This is a genomic window from Sulfitobacter profundi (assembly GCF_042661425.1).
GTDB classification, from domain to species: Bacteria; Pseudomonadota; Alphaproteobacteria; order Rhodobacterales; family Rhodobacteraceae; genus Sulfitobacter; species Sulfitobacter profundi.
The window spans coordinates 153372-167136 of the sequence record NZ_JBHSWA010000001.1; the positions used below are offsets into that span (position 1 = coordinate 153372).

General features: G+C 62.9%; 13 protein-coding genes and 2 pseudogenes. 2 read left to right on the forward strand and 13 right to left on the reverse strand.

Features of this window, described 5'->3' with window-relative positions; translation table 11 throughout:
* Positions 1-52 precede the first annotated feature (52 nt).
* A pseudogene (locus ACFQAU_RS00830) lies at positions 53-756 on the reverse strand (hypothetical protein).
* 148 nt (positions 757-904) lie between these two features.
* Between ACFQAU_RS00830 and ACFQAU_RS00835 the strand changes: the two are divergent.
* A complete protein-coding gene (locus ACFQAU_RS00835) occupies positions 905-1354 on the forward strand; it encodes a DUF302 domain-containing protein (RefSeq protein WP_132443683.1) in 450 nt (149 codons plus the stop codon).
* Between the two features lie 20 nt (positions 1355-1374).
* Here ACFQAU_RS00835 and ACFQAU_RS00840 read toward each other — a convergent pair whose 3' ends face one another.
* The 5 genes from ACFQAU_RS00840 to ACFQAU_RS00860 all read right to left on the reverse strand — a co-directional run bounded on the left by ACFQAU_RS00840 (position 1375) and on the right by ACFQAU_RS00860 (position 6556).
* Positions 1375-2103 (reverse strand): ion transporter, encoded by a 729-nt coding sequence (locus ACFQAU_RS00840; protein ID WP_386283742.1) that lies wholly within the window; start codon positions 2101-2103, stop codon positions 1375-1377.
* 201 nt (positions 2104-2304) lie between these two features.
* Positions 2305-4014 (reverse strand): ABCB family ABC transporter ATP-binding protein/permease, encoded by a 1710-nt coding sequence (locus tag ACFQAU_RS00845; protein ID WP_386279857.1) that lies wholly within the window; start codon positions 4012-4014, stop codon positions 2305-2307.
* Positions 4002-4175: a hypothetical protein gene (locus ACFQAU_RS00850; RefSeq protein WP_386279860.1), complete on the reverse strand. Its 174-nt coding sequence runs from the start codon at positions 4173-4175 to the stop codon at positions 4002-4004. The genes ACFQAU_RS00845 and ACFQAU_RS00850 overlap by 13 nt, the downstream gene beginning before the upstream one ends.
* A gap of 129 nt (positions 4176-4304) precedes the next feature.
* A complete protein-coding gene (locus tag ACFQAU_RS00855; RefSeq protein WP_386279863.1) occupies positions 4305-4517 on the reverse strand; it encodes a LysM peptidoglycan-binding domain-containing protein in 213 nt (70 codons plus the stop codon).
* A complete protein-coding gene (locus ACFQAU_RS00860) occupies positions 4490-6556 on the reverse strand; it encodes a hypothetical protein (protein ID WP_386279866.1) in 2067 nt (688 codons plus the stop codon). Before ACFQAU_RS00860 ends, ACFQAU_RS00855 begins: the two co-directional genes overlap by 28 nt.
* Before the next feature lie 104 nt (positions 6557-6660).
* Between ACFQAU_RS00860 and ACFQAU_RS00865 the strand changes: the two genes are divergently transcribed.
* Entirely contained in the window at positions 6661-7209 is a 549-nt protein-coding gene (locus tag ACFQAU_RS00865; RefSeq protein ID WP_132443684.1) for an LOG family protein, read from the forward strand.
* On the opposite strand, the gene rarD is transcribed toward ACFQAU_RS00865, so the two are convergent.
* From rarD to ACFQAU_RS00900, 7 genes and pseudogenes are all read right to left on the reverse strand, one after another.
* Positions 7146-8066 (reverse strand): EamA family transporter RarD, encoded by a 921-nt coding sequence (gene rarD, locus ACFQAU_RS00870; RefSeq protein ID WP_132443685.1) that lies wholly within the window; start codon positions 8064-8066, stop codon positions 7146-7148. The genes ACFQAU_RS00865 and rarD overlap by 64 nt on opposite strands.
* Positions 8067-8132: 66 nt before the next feature.
* Entirely contained in the window at positions 8133-8588 is a 456-nt protein-coding gene (locus tag ACFQAU_RS00875) for a host attachment family protein (protein WP_120350750.1), read from the reverse strand.
* Positions 8585-8794 carry a hypothetical protein gene (locus ACFQAU_RS00880; protein ID WP_132443686.1) on the reverse strand — a complete coding sequence of 70 codons (210 nt, stop codon included), beginning with the start codon at positions 8792-8794 and terminating at the stop codon, positions 8585-8587. Before ACFQAU_RS00880 ends, ACFQAU_RS00875 begins: the two co-directional genes overlap by 4 nt.
* Before the next feature lie 259 nt (positions 8795-9053).
* Positions 9054-9653, reverse strand: a complete 600-nt coding sequence (locus ACFQAU_RS00885) for a superoxide dismutase (RefSeq protein ID WP_132443687.1) — start codon at positions 9651-9653, stop codon at positions 9054-9056.
* A 122-nt stretch (positions 9654-9775) separates the two neighbouring features.
* Positions 9776-10354, reverse strand: a complete 579-nt coding sequence (locus ACFQAU_RS00890) for a sarcosine oxidase subunit gamma (protein ID WP_132443688.1) — start codon at positions 10352-10354, stop codon at positions 9776-9778.
* Positions 10347-13363 (reverse strand): annotated as a pseudogene (locus ACFQAU_RS00895) (sarcosine oxidase subunit alpha family protein). The gene ACFQAU_RS00890 and the pseudogene ACFQAU_RS00895 overlap by 8 nt, the downstream one beginning before the upstream one ends.
* Before the next feature lie 63 nt (positions 13364-13426).
* On the reverse strand, positions 13427-13756 hold the full coding sequence (locus ACFQAU_RS00900; RefSeq protein ID WP_120350747.1) for a sarcosine oxidase subunit delta: 330 nt from the start codon (positions 13754-13756) through the stop codon (positions 13427-13429).
* Between the last annotated feature and the right edge of the window lie 9 nt (positions 13757-13765).

The window sequence follows — 13765 nt, forward strand, 5'->3', positions numbered from 1 at the left end:
CTGTCTTTCCTCAACCTTCACGCCCCCGCCGTTTTCGGCGGGTGGATATGTGTCAGTCACCCGTTGCTTCGGGGATCTCCAGCTCAGCCGCTGCAGCAGCGTCTTCGACCCCCGGTTCTTCACCCAAGGCCACAATCACCTGAAGGGCGCGTTGTTGCAAGTCCGGGGTGGTTTCCGCATCGGAGAGAATGGATTGGTAGCGCGCCACGGCCTTGTCGGTCTCACCCTCTTGGATGTCGATCAGGGCCAGTTGCTCTTCGGCCAGTAGGCGCAGCGGGGCACCGGGCTGGGCCAGTGCTTCGAGCGCCTGACGCCGCTCTGCCACGGGCACCGATTGGCCCTGAAGGGTCACGGCTTTGAACTGCGCCAGTTGGCGGTAAATCGGCGCAAGATCGCCGTCGAGCGCCACGGCGTCGAGCTGTTCAACGGCGGCGTCAATCTCGCCGGCCTCGGCCAAGGCATCGGCGCGCATGAAATTCAACACGGCGCGGGCACCGGGCCTTCGGCCTCAATCGGGGCAAGCGCTTCGGCGCGGGCATTGCTGGCATCCGCTTCAAGCGCTTCGAGCATGGCATCGCCCAAGGCTTCGGCCTGCGCGCGTTCTTGCGCTTTGCTATATTCGTTCCACGCGGCACCGCCGACGATGGCAACCACAGCGACCACAGCGATCCAGCCATAGCGGCGCAGCAGGCCATAAAACCGGTCGCGGCGGACCTCTTCGTTCACTTCGTCAATAAAACTGTCGGTATCGCTCATCGCGCCCTGCCCCCGGCCTGATTTTGCCCCTCTTACCGCGCGTGAGCAGCCAAGCCAAGACCCAGCGAACCGCAGCACGGTGTTGAGCGCTTGGCGCGGGCCGAGGTCACGCTAAGTCAGTGGCAGGATGCAGCGAAAGGAGACGATGATGAGAGCGATTGCAATGGCGGCAGGTCTGGTGATGGCGGCGGTGCCCGCCTTGGCCCAAGATTTGGTGGCCAAAGTCTCACCCCATGACGTGGTGACGACGATGGACCGGCTGGAAAGCGCCGTCGAAGAGGCCGGGGCCGAGGTTTTCGCCCGCGTCGATCACGCCGCAGGGGCCGAGAAGGCCGAGATGGAATTGCGCCCAACGCAGCTTTTGATCTTTGGCAACCCCAAGCTCGGCACGCCCGCGATGCAGGACGCCCAGACGGCCGGGCTGGATCTGCCGATGCGGGTGCTGGTCTATGCTGATGGTGAAGGCGCGGTGCACGTCGCCTATGCCGCGCCCGAGACGCTGGTCACGGCGCATGGTCTGCCGGAAGAGGCCGAATATATCACTAAGATGACCGAGGCGCTGGACAACCTCACCGCCAAGGCGATCGGCGAAGAGTAACGCTTCTCCCCGCCCGGACCTTAGCGTTTGGGCGGGGTGTTCTGCGCCTTGATGAGGTTTTCCAGATCGGTCAGCCGCGACATGACCTCATCGCGGTAGGTATTGGTCTGCTCGTTGCTTTCCTCATGATGCGCGTCTTGCATTGAGTTCACGATCAGACCGACCAGCAGGTTCACCACCGCGAAGGTCGTGACCATGATGAAGGGCACAAAGAACATCCACGCATAGGGATAGACCTCCATCACCGGGCGCACGATGCCCATCGACCACGATTCCAGCGTCATGATCTGAAACAGCGAATAGCCCGAGCGCCCCAGCGTGCCGAACCACTGCGGGAAATCCGCGCCAAAGAGTTTGGTGGCCATGACGGAGGCGATGTAAAAGATCACCCCCATCAGCAGGAAAACCGACCCCATGCCCGGCAGCGCGTTGACCAGCCCCTCAACCACGCGGCGCAGCGAGGGGGCGACGGAGACCACGCGCAGCAGGCGCAGGATACGCAGGGCACGCAACACGCTGAGCCCTTGGGTCGCCGGGATCAGCGAAATGGCAACAATCACGAAGTCGAAGATGCTCCAGCCGCGTTTGAAGAAATCCATCCCCCGACCGTAGAGTTTAATCGCGATCTCAATGACAAAGATGCCAAGGCAGACCTTGTCGAGCAGCAGGATCAGCGACCCCACCTCCGCCATCACCTCATCCGAGGTTTCCAGCCCCAAGATCACGGCGTTGAACAGAATCACGCCCAGAATGAAGTTCTGAAACGATGCGCGGTCAGCCAGTCGCGCCGCGCGGGCGCGCAGCGATTGTGGCGAGGGAGGAGAGATCGGTCATGGCGGTAGATATCGTGTGCCGCTTGGCACAACGCAAGAGCAGATCAGCAGCGATTGCACCATCGGCGGCAACGCTCCGCCCGTCTGCCAAAACAGAAGGCGGGGCCTGCGCGGCGTTTACTCTTCTTCCGCCTGCTGGCGCTGCCATAGCTGGGCATAACGCCCGCCTTGGGCCAAGAGCACCTCGTGGCTGCCCTGCTCGATGATCTCGCCCTTCTCCAGCACGACGATGCGATCCGCCTCTGCGATGGTCGACAGACGGTGGGCGATGGTCAGCACCGTGCGCCCCTGCCCGGCCCGGCGCAGCGCGTCTTGGATTTCGTGCTCCGTCTCACTGTCGAGCGCGCTTGTCGCCTCGTCCAGCAGCAGGATGGGCGGGTCTTTCAGCAACGTCCGGGCGATGCCCACGCGCTGTTTCTCGCCGCCTGAAAGCTTCAGCCCCCGCTCGCCCACCGTGGTCTTATACCCCTGCGGCAGCGCCATGATGAAATCGTGGATCTGTGCAGCGCGGGCGGCGGCTTCGACCTCTTCCTGCGTCGAACCATCGCGTCCGTAGGCGATGTTATAGCCGATGGTGTCGTTGAACAGCACCGTATCCTGCGGCACCACGCCGATGGCCATATGCAGCGAATGCTGGGTCACATCGCGCACGTCTTGCCCATCGATTTTCAGTGCGCCTCCGGCGACATCGTAGAACCGGAACAACAGCCGCCCGATGGTGGATTTGCCCGACCCGGTCGAGCCGACGATCGCCACCGTCTCTCCCGGTCGCGCCTCAAGCGAGATGCCTTTGAGGATTTCACGGTCGGTGTCATAGGCAAAGCGCACATTCTCCAGCGTCACATGGCCGCCCGTCACCTTGAGGTCCGGCGCATTCGGCTTGTCGTCAATCTCTGCCGGTTGTTCGAGCAGGCCGAACATCTGGCCCATATCCACCAGCGCCTGACGGATCTCGCGGTAAACGGTGCCAAGGAAGTTCAGCGGCACGGTCAATTGGATCATGTAGGAGTTCACCATGACGAAGTCACCGACGCTGAGTTCACCGCTTTGCACGCCCATCGCCGCCATGACCATGACGCCCACAAGCCCCGCGGTGATGATCAGCGCTTGACCAAAGTTCAGGAAAGCGAGCGAATAGTTCGTCTTGATCGCCGCGTTTTCATAATCCGCCATTGCCAAGTCATAACGCGCGGCCTCACGGCCCTCGGCGCCGAAGTATTTCACCGTCTCATAGTTCAGCAGGCTGTCGATCGCACGTTGGTTGGCCTCGGTGTCGCTGTCGTTCATCTGCCGCCGCAGACGCACGCGCCATTCGGTCACGGCAAAGGTAAACCAGACGTAGACCGCGATGGTCACGGTCACGACCGCCAGATACCAAATGTCGAACAAAACGGCGAGGATCACGCCGACGAGGATCAGCTCAAGGATCAGCGGCCCGATGGAGAACAGCAAAAAGCGCAGCAGAAAATCGACGCCTTTGACACCGCGCTCAATGATCCGGCTCAGCCCGCCGGTCTTGCGGGTGATGTGATAGCGCATCGAGAGTTTGTGGATGTGCTGAAAGGTCTCAAGCGCCAACATCCGCAGGGCGCGCTGCCCAACACGGGCAAAGACCGCATCGCGCACCTGTTGAAAGCCCACGCCCATCAGTCGCGCCATGCCGTAGGCCACGGTCAGGCCAATCGCCCCAAGCGCCAGCATCGGCGCGCCCTCGCCCGCCAGCGCATCCACCGCGTCGCGGTAGAAGAACGGCGTGGCGACGATGATCAGTTTCGACACCAAAAGCGCCAACATCGCCAGAACCACCCGGCGCTTTACCCAAGGCATATCCTTGGGCCAAAGGTAGGGCGCCACCTTGCGCAGCACCAAAAGCCCGATTGACGCTCGGCAGCGTCGATCATCTCGGCCTCTGTGGGGATGCGGTCAGGCTTGGGGGTTTTGCGGTCGCGCCGACGCGCGGCGGGAGATTGGTCTGTATCGGCTGGCATGGGAATTCCTGAAGTGATTACAGGCTACATAGGCCCCATGCGCCGAGGTTGCCAGTGTGAGGCGGCGCACAGCCGGTCTGCGCGCTGCGAATGCCGCCCCGGTTTGGGCCCCTGAGGTCGGGCGTCGGATCACTCAGATGCGGGTTCTTCGGGCAAATCGAAAACCTGTCCGGGGTAGATCAGATCGGGGTCGCGGATGTTGCCGCTATTGGCCTCGAACACCTTCACGTAAAGCAACGGATCACCGTAGCGTTCGCGTGAGATCGCCCAGAGCGTGTCGCCTTTCTGGACCGTCACAGCGCTCAGCGGGCCGCTCAGCCCTTCGGTGGCGGCGGCCAGCACCTCGGGGGATCGCGTTTGAAGGGTGTCTCCACCCGGCTGGTCACATCGCCTGCGCGAGAAAGCTCATCCACCCGCAGGGTATAGACGCCCTCATCGACATTGGGCAGATCGCCCCGCCAGCGGCCCTCCTGATCGACCGGCAGGCTGATCACCGCGTTGTTGTTGAGATAGACGCGCACTTCGCTGGTGTCCGGCTGCGCACGGCCTGCAAGCTGCACGTCCCCCTGATCGGAATAGCCGATAGTGTCGAGCGCTACATTGGTCATGACTTGCGGTGGCGCGGTGTCGAGCCGCTCCACCCCCTCGGCCGTGGATTTCAGCACCGGGGCTGGCGCAGATGGCTGAGCCGGGGCGGCGGTGGTGTCGGTTTCTTTCGTGGGCGTCGGGTTTGTGGTCTCAGGGCTGGGCGCGTCGCGTTCCGCGAGGCTGGGGGCATCGGTTGTGGGATTTGGCGTCGTGGCCCCCTGCGCAGGGGATGCGGTATCATCGGCAGCGCCAGTGGCGGGATCCGCCGTTCCCGTCTCCGCCAGCGGCGTGGCTTGGGCTAGGGCGTCGGAGGTCGCCTGTTGCCCTTGGTCAGGCGCAGTATTGTCGCCCGCGCCGGTGCCCGTTCCGGCCAACCCCGCGCCAGTGCCCGTTCCGGCCAACGGAGTCGCTTGAGAGGGCGCGGTGCCGGTGGCAAGGTCTTCCCCCGCCTCGGTGGCTTGGTCCTGCTCCGGTGCGGAGCCCGCTCCCTCCGCGGGGCCGGTTTCGGAAAGCGGTGTGGCCTGAGTGGGGTCAGAGACGGTGGCAGTCTCTCCTTCGCCCGCGGCAGCCTCTTGCTCTGGGGCGGAGTTCGCGCCCTCCGCGGTGCCGGTTTCGGAAAGCGGTGTGGCCTGAGTGGGGTCGGAAATGTTGGCGGTCTCACTTTCGCCCACGGCAACCTCTTGCTTTGGGGCGGAGTTCGCGCCCTCCGCGGTGCCGGTATCGGAAAGCGGTGTGGCCTGAGTGGGGTCGGATACGTTTGCAATCTCTCCTTCGCCTGCGGCAGGCTCTTGCTCTGATGCGCTGCCCCCGGGCCTGTCGGTTTCCGTAGGCTCGGATTGGCCTCCGCCCTCAATGGTCTCTTGCTCCGCTGTGGCCGTCTCGCTTGCAGCGGCGGGCGTTGGCGAACCGTCGTCAGATGATGGCTGGCTTTCGGCAGCCTCCTCAGCCTCGGCGGTCGCAGTCCCGGCGAGCGGGGTCGCCTGTGCCGGAGCGGTCGCGGCGGGCTCGATTGCGGCCTCGTCCCGCTCTTCGGCAGGAGCATCGGTCGAAGCCGTCTGATCCGCAGGCGCCTCTCGCGTCATCTCCGCCTCGGCAAGCGAGGTCACGTCAGAGGCTTCAGACTCAACCTGCGCGTCGCCCGGCGATGCGAGGTCAGGCTCGGCACCCTCGTCTGCTGCCGCGTCGCCACCGGGGTCCGCGCCCTCCTCCGCAATCCCAAGCGGGCTTTGCTCGGGCGTGGTGTCCGCCTCTGCCATCTGCAGAGGCGCTGCATTCGGCGTGAGGATGATTTCTTCTTCCGAGGCGAGCTTGGTCTCACCGTCCTGCCCCAAAAGCGTCAGCACATGGCCCTTGCCGTCGGGAGGGATCATCGCGAGGGTCGCGAACTTTCCGGACCCATCGGCGGTGGCGGTGGCGATCTCCTTGCCGTCTTTCAACACTGCCACGCTGCTGCCGGGGGCCGCGCGGCCTGCGATCACGGTCATCCCATCGCTTTCGCGGCGCACTTCGTCAAAGGCTGGGGCCTGCGGCTCTGTCGCTTGCTGTGTGACCTTGGGCTCCGTCGCTGCCGCGTCTTCGGGGCCCACGGAAACGCCCTGCACGGCATTTGGCACAAGCGTGGCGTTCTCTGGGGTGGCATCGCGTTCGGGGAGCACGGCCACCGTGGTTTGCCCTGCCTCCTCCGGCCCGCTGCGCTTGCTGCCGATCCACGCGCCAAGCGCCAGCACCGCCGCCGCAAAGGCGCCCGCCGCCATCGCTCCCATGCCGCCAAACCGGCCAAATCCCTTGAACATCTTCTACTTCCCCTGTGGTTGAGCCTTTTTAGCAAGCAGGCTAACAGGGGTCAAAAGCGCAGACGATCCGCGCCGAATTTTCCTAATCATCAGGACGCTTTACCATGCAACATTCTGTCTGTGTCTATTGCGGCTCCCGCCCCGGCGATGACGATGCCTTCACCCAAGACGCCGAAACGCTGGGCCGTGGTCTGGCCGAAGCCGGGCTGCGGCTGGTCTATGGCGCTGGCGATGTCGGCCTGATGGGCAGCGTCGCCCGTGCCGCCCAAGCGGCTGGCGGAGACACCTTTGGCGTGATCCCCGCGCATCTTGTTGCATGGGAAGTCGGCAAGACCGATCTGACCCGCTACATCGTAACCGAGACGATGCATGAACGCAAAAAAGTGATGTTCATGAACTGTGATGCCGTAGCCGTTTTGCCCGGCGGCGCGGGATCGCTGGATGAGCTTTTCGAGGTGCTGACATGGCGCCAGTTGGGCCTACATGAAAAACCGATTTTCCTTGTGAACACAAACGGATACTGGGATCCGTTCATGTCATTGATGAACCATGTCGTGGCTCATGGTTTTGCCGATGCGACGCTATTGAATTACGTCACCGTAGTGGCGGATGCCGATGCCGCTCTCAGCGCCCTGCGCCGCGCCTTGTCCTGACGGAAGCTGCTGACGGAATAGACCGCCAACGCGCACCAGATCAGAACGAAAGCCTGCACATGCCAGCCAGTGAAAGGCTCGCGAAACAGGACCACGGCGCAGAAAAACTGCAAGGTCGGATTGATGTAGCTCAGCAATCCGGCCGTCGCCATCGACAGCCGCCGCGCGGCGTAGCTAAACAGGATCAGCGGCGTGGCCGTGATCGGTCCGGCCAGTATCAAAAGCGCCGTATCGCGAAACGACGCACCAAAGGCCCCGGCCCCATTGTCACCCGTTTGCCACAGCACGAGCACCGCGAGGGGCGACAAAAGCAGCACCTCCGCCGTGACGGAGACCACCGGCCCCACCGCCAACCGCTTTTTCGCCAACCCATAAAGCCCGAAGGAGGCCGCCAGCGCCAGGGCGAGCCAGGGCGCGGTGCCCAGCCCATAGGTGAGAAATGAGACGGCCACGGTGACCAAACCGACCGAGAAGAGCTGCACAGGGCTCAGCCGCTCGCCAAAGACCAGCCGCCCCAGCAGGACGGAGACCAGCGGGAAGATGTAGTAGCCCAAAGCGGCCTCGGTCGCCTGCCCGCTCTGCACCGCTGAGATGAAAAGATACCAGTTCGTCGCGATCACCAGCGCCGCGAAGGCGAGCAGACCAAAGGCCCGCGGCCCCGCCATCGCGTCGAATACCGCCCGCAGACGCCGCTGTACCGTCAAGACGATGATGAAAAACACCAGCGACCATAGGGTACGATGCGCAAGCACCTCGGCGGCGGGCACATGCGACAACAATTTATAGAAGATCGACGACAGCCCCCAGATGCAGCAGGCCGCGATCATGGCGGCGAAACCCTTGGTGGTGTCGGTCATTGGAAATCCTTGGCGCGGTAGACTGCTTCCTTGTGAAGGCAATCAATTCCCGCGCCAAGGGAAAAGTCAGGCCTGGGCCAGTTCCCCGGCCACGATCTTTTCGATCTCATCAATGGGGTGGTTGGTCAGGGTCTTGGGGATTTCGCCCACGACCTTGTTCCGCACCTCTTTGTGAAGATCATCGCGCAGATCACCCAGCACGGCGGGTGGCGCCACCAGAACGATCCGCTCGAAACGTCCCTTGTGGGCAAGCTTGTAAAGAATGTCCGCCAAGTCTTTGGCAAAGCGCTCTTTTTCCAGCTCGTGCCAATCGGTATCGTCAAAGGCAGAGCGGTGCCCGCTGGGCCCGTCGCTCATACGTCCGGGGCGGTTGGCGGCTTGTTCCCGCGTCGGGGGATTTTCCTGCTCTTCCTTGCGCACGACCTGAAGATAAGGGTCTTCGCCATCCGTGTGGTTTTGCAGGAAAAGGGCCTTTTCGCCGTCCGCGATCAGCACCCATGTGTCTTGGCTGAGTTTGGTCATGAAGGCTCTCCGTGGTTGCGTTTGTCTTCGCCGGTGACACGGGTCACGCCGTCTTCGCCCTTCGCGGCGCGGCGCATGGCATCTTGGGTGCCCACGTCCTTTTGCAGGTCTCCCACGGCGCGGCCACCTTGGTCTGGCGTCTCAGTCTCGGAGAGGAATTTTTCCGTTTCCTTGGTACCGTCGTTGGATCGTTTCCGCTCGGCCATGTTGTCCTCCTTTTTTGACGTGAAGTCTCATGGGAAAAACATCCGCGAAGGGGCTTGGGTTCCAACGAAAAAACCCCGCAGCAGGCTGCGGGGTTCTGTCTGCCACTTGGGGCCAGCCTGAAGGCCGGAGGGTCAAATCACAATCGCGAGGCGACGTTGTCCCAGTTCACCCAGCCTGCGGCGCAGCCGCGGGCGGCGGTGGCTGGGAGAGCAACACCCGCATCAAGCGCAGGCGTCGCTCAAACGCGCCGCAACCTAATCACAGGCGCGAGGCGACGTTGTCCCAGTTCACCAGATTGTCGAGGAAGTTCGAAAGGTAGTCGGGGCGCGCGTTGCGGAAGTCGATGTAGTAGGAGTGTTCCCACACGTCGCAGCCCAGCAGTGTCGTTTGGTCAAAGCAGATCGGGTTCACGCCGTTCTCGGTCTTGGTGACCTTCAGGCTGCCGTCTTTATCCTTAACCAGCCACGCCCAGCCCGAGCCGAACTGGCCCGCGCCTGCGGCTTTGAACTCATCCTTAAACTTGTCGACGGAACCAAAGCTCTCGGTGATCGCTTTTTCCAGCTCGCCGGGAAGCTTGTTGTCTTCGGGGCTCATCATTTCCCAGAACTGGTTGTGGTTCCACAGCTGGCTGATGTTGTTGAAGATGCCGCTTTGCGCCACGGCGTTCGGGTCATAGGTGCCCTTGATGATCTCTTCGAGGGTCTTGCCCTCCCACTCGGTGCCTTCGATCGCCTTGTTGCCGTTGGTCACATAGGCGTTGTGGTGCTTGTCGTGGTGGTATTCCAGCGTTTCCTTGGACATGCCTTTGGATGCAAGCGCGTCGTGGGCATAGGGGAGATCGGGAAGTTCAAAAGCCATTTCTGGGCCTCCTCATTTGGGAATTTCGCTGCGGCCACTTGATGGGGATCAAGCGCCAACGTCAAGGTCAACGTCTGCAAATCACATCCGTTCCAAGCGAAATAGTCAGTTTTTCTCCCGACTTATACCGTTTGGAAATGGCCCACCTCGCTGCCGGGCTGGGCCGCGACACTGAGCAGGTCGAACATATACTGGGCAACCGACCGAAAGCAGATCACCTCAAAGGCACCGTCTTCGCGCAGCCATAAGGCCGCTGGCACCTGCCCCATGCGGGTACGGCGGAACATGCCGGAGGTGAACTGACCGGGGGCGAGGTCGACCGGCGCCAGCTTGGCCAGCACCTCCCGCGCATGGGGGCCTTCGACGCGAAACACCGCCCGCGCGCCAGAGACATCCACCGCTGTGGTATGGGTATCCTCAAAGGCCGCATGCAGCCGCGCCAGCACCTCTGGCACCTGCGGGTGCGGACAGAAAAGCAGCAGTTCGTCGGGCGACATCCAAGCCACGCCGGCTGCGCCTTCGAACTGGCACTGCCCGTGCTCCGGGCGGTCAACGCCGGTGAGTTTTTTGGTCACCTTGCGGACATAGGGGGCATCCAGATCGCCGCGAATGGTGATCATGCCCAAGGGGGCGACTTCGGAAATCGTAGCGATACCAGCGTCGTAGCGGGCGTTCTTCAATGCGGTGACGGGTTCAGACATTCTGTTTCTCCCCTTTGGGATCATAAAACACCGGGTCGACGATCATCGCCTCATAGGTTTTGCCGTCGGTGCCGGGGAAGGTCAGCACTTCGCCCATCCGGTCCGGCCCGTTCAGCACCAGCCCCATGGCGATGCCGCGGTCGAGCGTCGGCGAATGATAGGTCGAGGTCACGCGCCCCTGCATTACCTTTTGCCCGTTCTCATTCTCTCCCTCGCCAAGCGCGTAGGCGCCATCCGGCAGGGTGCTACCATCGGTGGTTTCCAGTCCCACCAACTTCCAGCGTGTCGGGTCCTGCATATGGCGGCGCTGCTGGGCGCGTTTGCCAAGGTAGTCATCTTTCTTTTTCGAAATCGCCCAGTTCAGGCCAAGGTCTTGCGGGATCACCGTGCCATCGGTTTCATCCCCGATCATGATAAAGCCCTTTTCCGCGCGCAGAATATGCAGACATTCCGTGCCATAGGGCATTACGCCCAAATCATGTCCAGCAATCAGCAGTGCGTCCCAGAATGCTTGCCCCTGCCCGGCCTCGACCGCGATCTCATAGCTCAACTCGCCCGAGAAAGAGATACGGAAGACGCGCACCTTGAAACCGCCAAGCTCACCGTCGGTCCATTCCATGAAGCCAAGCGCCTCGCGGCTGAGGTCCATGCCGCCGAGTTTCTCCAGACATTTGCGCGCATTTGGGCCGACCACGGCCACCTGCGCGTAATTTTCGGTGGCGTTGACCACATGCACTTTCCAGTCCCACCATTCGGTTTGAAGCCATTCTTCCATGTGGGCATGGATGCTCTCGGCCCCGCCAGTGGTGGTGTGACAGAGGAAGGTCTGCTCATCCAGCCGCGCGACCACGCCGTCGTCGATCAGAAACCCGTTTTCGTTGCACATCAACCCATAGCGGCATTTGCCGGGCTTCAGCGTCGACATCATATTGGTGTACATCATGTCGAGGAACCGCGCCGCATCCGGGCCGCGCACGATCAGCTTGCCCAGTGTCGAGGCATCCAGCAGGCCGAGGTTTTGCCGCGTATTCGACACCTCGCGCATCACCGCGTCATGGGTGCTTTCGCCGCTTTGCACATAGGCATAGGGCCGCCGCCATTGGCCGACCGGCTCCCACACCGCGCCATTGGCCGCGTGCCAATCATGCAGCGAGGTGCGGCGGATCGGTTGGAAGGTATCGCCCCGCGCCGACCCCGCAATCGCCCCCATTGAGATCGGGTGATAAGGCGGGCGGAAGGTGGTGGTGCCGACGCTGGGGATCTCTGCGTCCAGCGCCCCCGCGAGCGCGGCCAGCCCGTTGATATTGCTGAGCTTCCCCTGATCCGTGGCCATGCCGAGCGTGGTATAGCGTTTGGCATGTTCAACCGAGACGAAGCCCTCTTGCGCGGCCAGACGCACATCTGAGACTTTGACGTCGTTCTGGTAATCGAGAAAGGTCTTCTCGCGCAGTTTGACGCTGGCGCCCTGCGGCATTTGCCAGACCGGCATCATCGGCGCTTCCTCGCGGCGCACGGCCTCGGGCGAGGTGAAATCGCGCGGCATCTTGAACCCGAGCGAGGTGGCCACCCCATCGGCGGCGGCATGGGCGTCGTGCAACACGTCGTCGAGCGCGAAGACCCCCGCCGCAGCCCCCGCGGGCGTGACGAAACCGTGGCCATCCGCCCCGGTGGGCGGATGATCCTGATCGGGGCGGAAGCAGGCATGGGTCGTGTCCCACGTCAGCTTGCCGCCGCAATGGGACCACAGGTGCACCACGGGCGACCAGCCGCCCGACATGGCGACCGCATCGCAGGCGATCTCTTCCAGCACCGCGCCTTCGCCCGCCTGCGAACAGACCGCCACGCCGGTCACGCGCTTGCCCCCTGAACCGAGGAAACCGCATGGCCCATGACCACCCGAATGCCGAGCGCCTTGGCCTTTGCGACCAATTCGCTGTCTTGTGGCAATACCCGGGCATCTAGCACGGCAGGCACATCCAGCCCCGCCTGTTTCAGCGCAATGGCGGTAAGATAGGCGTTGTCGTTATTGGTGACCAGAACAGTGCGGTCCCCCGGCGAGACCCCGTAATTCGCCACATAGTCGCGCATGGCCGAGGCCAGCATCACGCCGGGCACGTCATTGCCCGCAAAGCTCAAAGGCCGCTCAATCGCGCCTGTCGCGGTGATCACATGCCCGGCCCGAACGCGCCACAGCCGGTGGCGTGGTCCGGCATCCTCCGGCACATGATCCCGCAGCCGTTCATAGCCCAGCACATAGCCGTGATCGTAGACACCCGCGCCCATGGTCCGGTCGCGCAGGTCGACATTCTCCATGCCGCGCAGACGGTCGAGCGTTTGGGCAATCCAATCCTCAACCAGTGCGCCATCCACCGTGCCCCCATCGACCGGCGCACGCCCGCCCCAATGGCCGGATTGCTCCATCACGATGACCCGCGCGCCGCTCAGCCCCGCCGCCAGCGCCGCTTGCAGCCCCGCGACCCCGCCGCCGATGACCAGCACGTCGCAGAAGGCGTGGAAGTGTTCATAGGTATCCGCATCCGCCGCCTTTGGCGCTTTGCCCAGGCCTGCGGAATGGCGGATGATCGGCTCGTAGAGATGCTTCCACAGTGGGCGCGGATGCATGAACATCTTGTAGTAGAACCCCGCGGGCAGAAAGCGGCTGAGGTGTTTGTTAAGGGCGCCGACATCGAACTCAAGGCTCGGCCAATGGTTCTGGCTCGCCGCTTCCAACCCTTCATGCAGTTCGGTCGTCGTAACACGGGCATTGGGCTCGAACTGCCCCTCTTGGCCCAGCCCCACCAAACCGTTGGGTTCTTCGGGGCCGGAGGTCACGATGCCGCGCGGGCGGTGGTACTTGAACGAGCGCCCGACCAACACCTGATCGTTGGCCAGCAGAGCCGAGGCCAGTGTGTCGCCCTCATAGCCGCGCATTTGCTTGCCGTTGAAGGTGAAACTCAGCGGTTTGCTTTTGTTCAGCAGGCGGCCGCCTGTGGCCAGTCTTGTGCTCATCTTGGAAAACCTTGCGGGCTGAAGAAAGGGGGATGCCGATGTGGGGATCGGAACCGAACGGGGCTAGTTGGCGCTGCGCCACTGCCAGTCGGGATGGCGTTTGCGGATCGCATCACGGATGTGATCGGGCGGGGCGAGGGTCTGGGCCGCATAGCTGCCAAAGACCTCAAGCGTAGCGGTATCACGGGCCATGTGAAACCACTTGCCACAGCCATAGACATGGCGCCACCGCTCCAGATGCACTCCCTTCGGGTTCTCGCGCATGAACAGATAGCTCTCGAAATCGTCGTCCGCGCCGCCGGGGCCGACACGTTTCAGATGCGCTTCACCGCCGCCGTGAAACTCTGTCTCCTCGGCGGTGACATGACAGCAAGGACAGGTGAGGATCAGCATGGGCAGGCT

Bases quoted from the DNA above. Each gene is read 5' to 3' on its own strand.
- ACFQAU_RS00835 (WP_132443683.1), top strand. From the start codon at position 905: ATGAGAGCGATTGCAATGGCGGCAGGTCTGGTGATGGCGGCGGTGCCC.
- ACFQAU_RS00845 (WP_386279857.1), bottom strand. From the start codon at position 4,014: ATGCCTTGGGTAAAGCGCCGGGTGGTTCTGGCGATGTTGGCGCTTTTG.
- ACFQAU_RS00850 (WP_386279860.1), bottom strand. From the start codon at position 4,175: ATGCCAGCCGATACAGACCAATCTCCCGCCGCGCGTCGGCGCGACCGC.
- ACFQAU_RS00860 (WP_386279866.1), bottom strand. From the start codon at position 6,556: ATGTTCAAGGGATTTGGCCGGTTTGGCGGCATGGGAGCGATGGCGGCG.
- ACFQAU_RS00865 (WP_132443684.1), top strand. From the start codon at position 6,661: ATGCAACATTCTGTCTGTGTCTATTGCGGCTCCCGCCCCGGCGATGAC.
- rarD (WP_132443685.1), bottom strand. From the start codon at position 8,066: ATGACCGACACCACCAAGGGTTTCGCCGCCATGATCGCGGCCTGCTGC.
- ACFQAU_RS00875 (WP_120350750.1), bottom strand. From the start codon at position 8,588: ATGACCAAACTCAGCCAAGACACATGGGTGCTGATCGCGGACGGCGAA.
- ACFQAU_RS00880 (WP_132443686.1), bottom strand. From the start codon at position 8,794: ATGGCCGAGCGGAAACGATCCAACGACGGTACCAAGGAAACGGAAAAA.
- ACFQAU_RS00885 (WP_132443687.1), bottom strand. From the start codon at position 9,653: ATGGCTTTTGAACTTCCCGATCTCCCCTATGCCCACGACGCGCTTGCA.
- ACFQAU_RS00890 (WP_132443688.1), bottom strand. From the start codon at position 10,354: ATGTCTGAACCCGTCACCGCATTGAAGAACGCCCGCTACGACGCTGGT.
- ACFQAU_RS00900 (WP_120350747.1), bottom strand. From the start codon at position 13,756: ATGCTGATCCTCACCTGTCCTTGCTGTCATGTCACCGCCGAGGAGACA.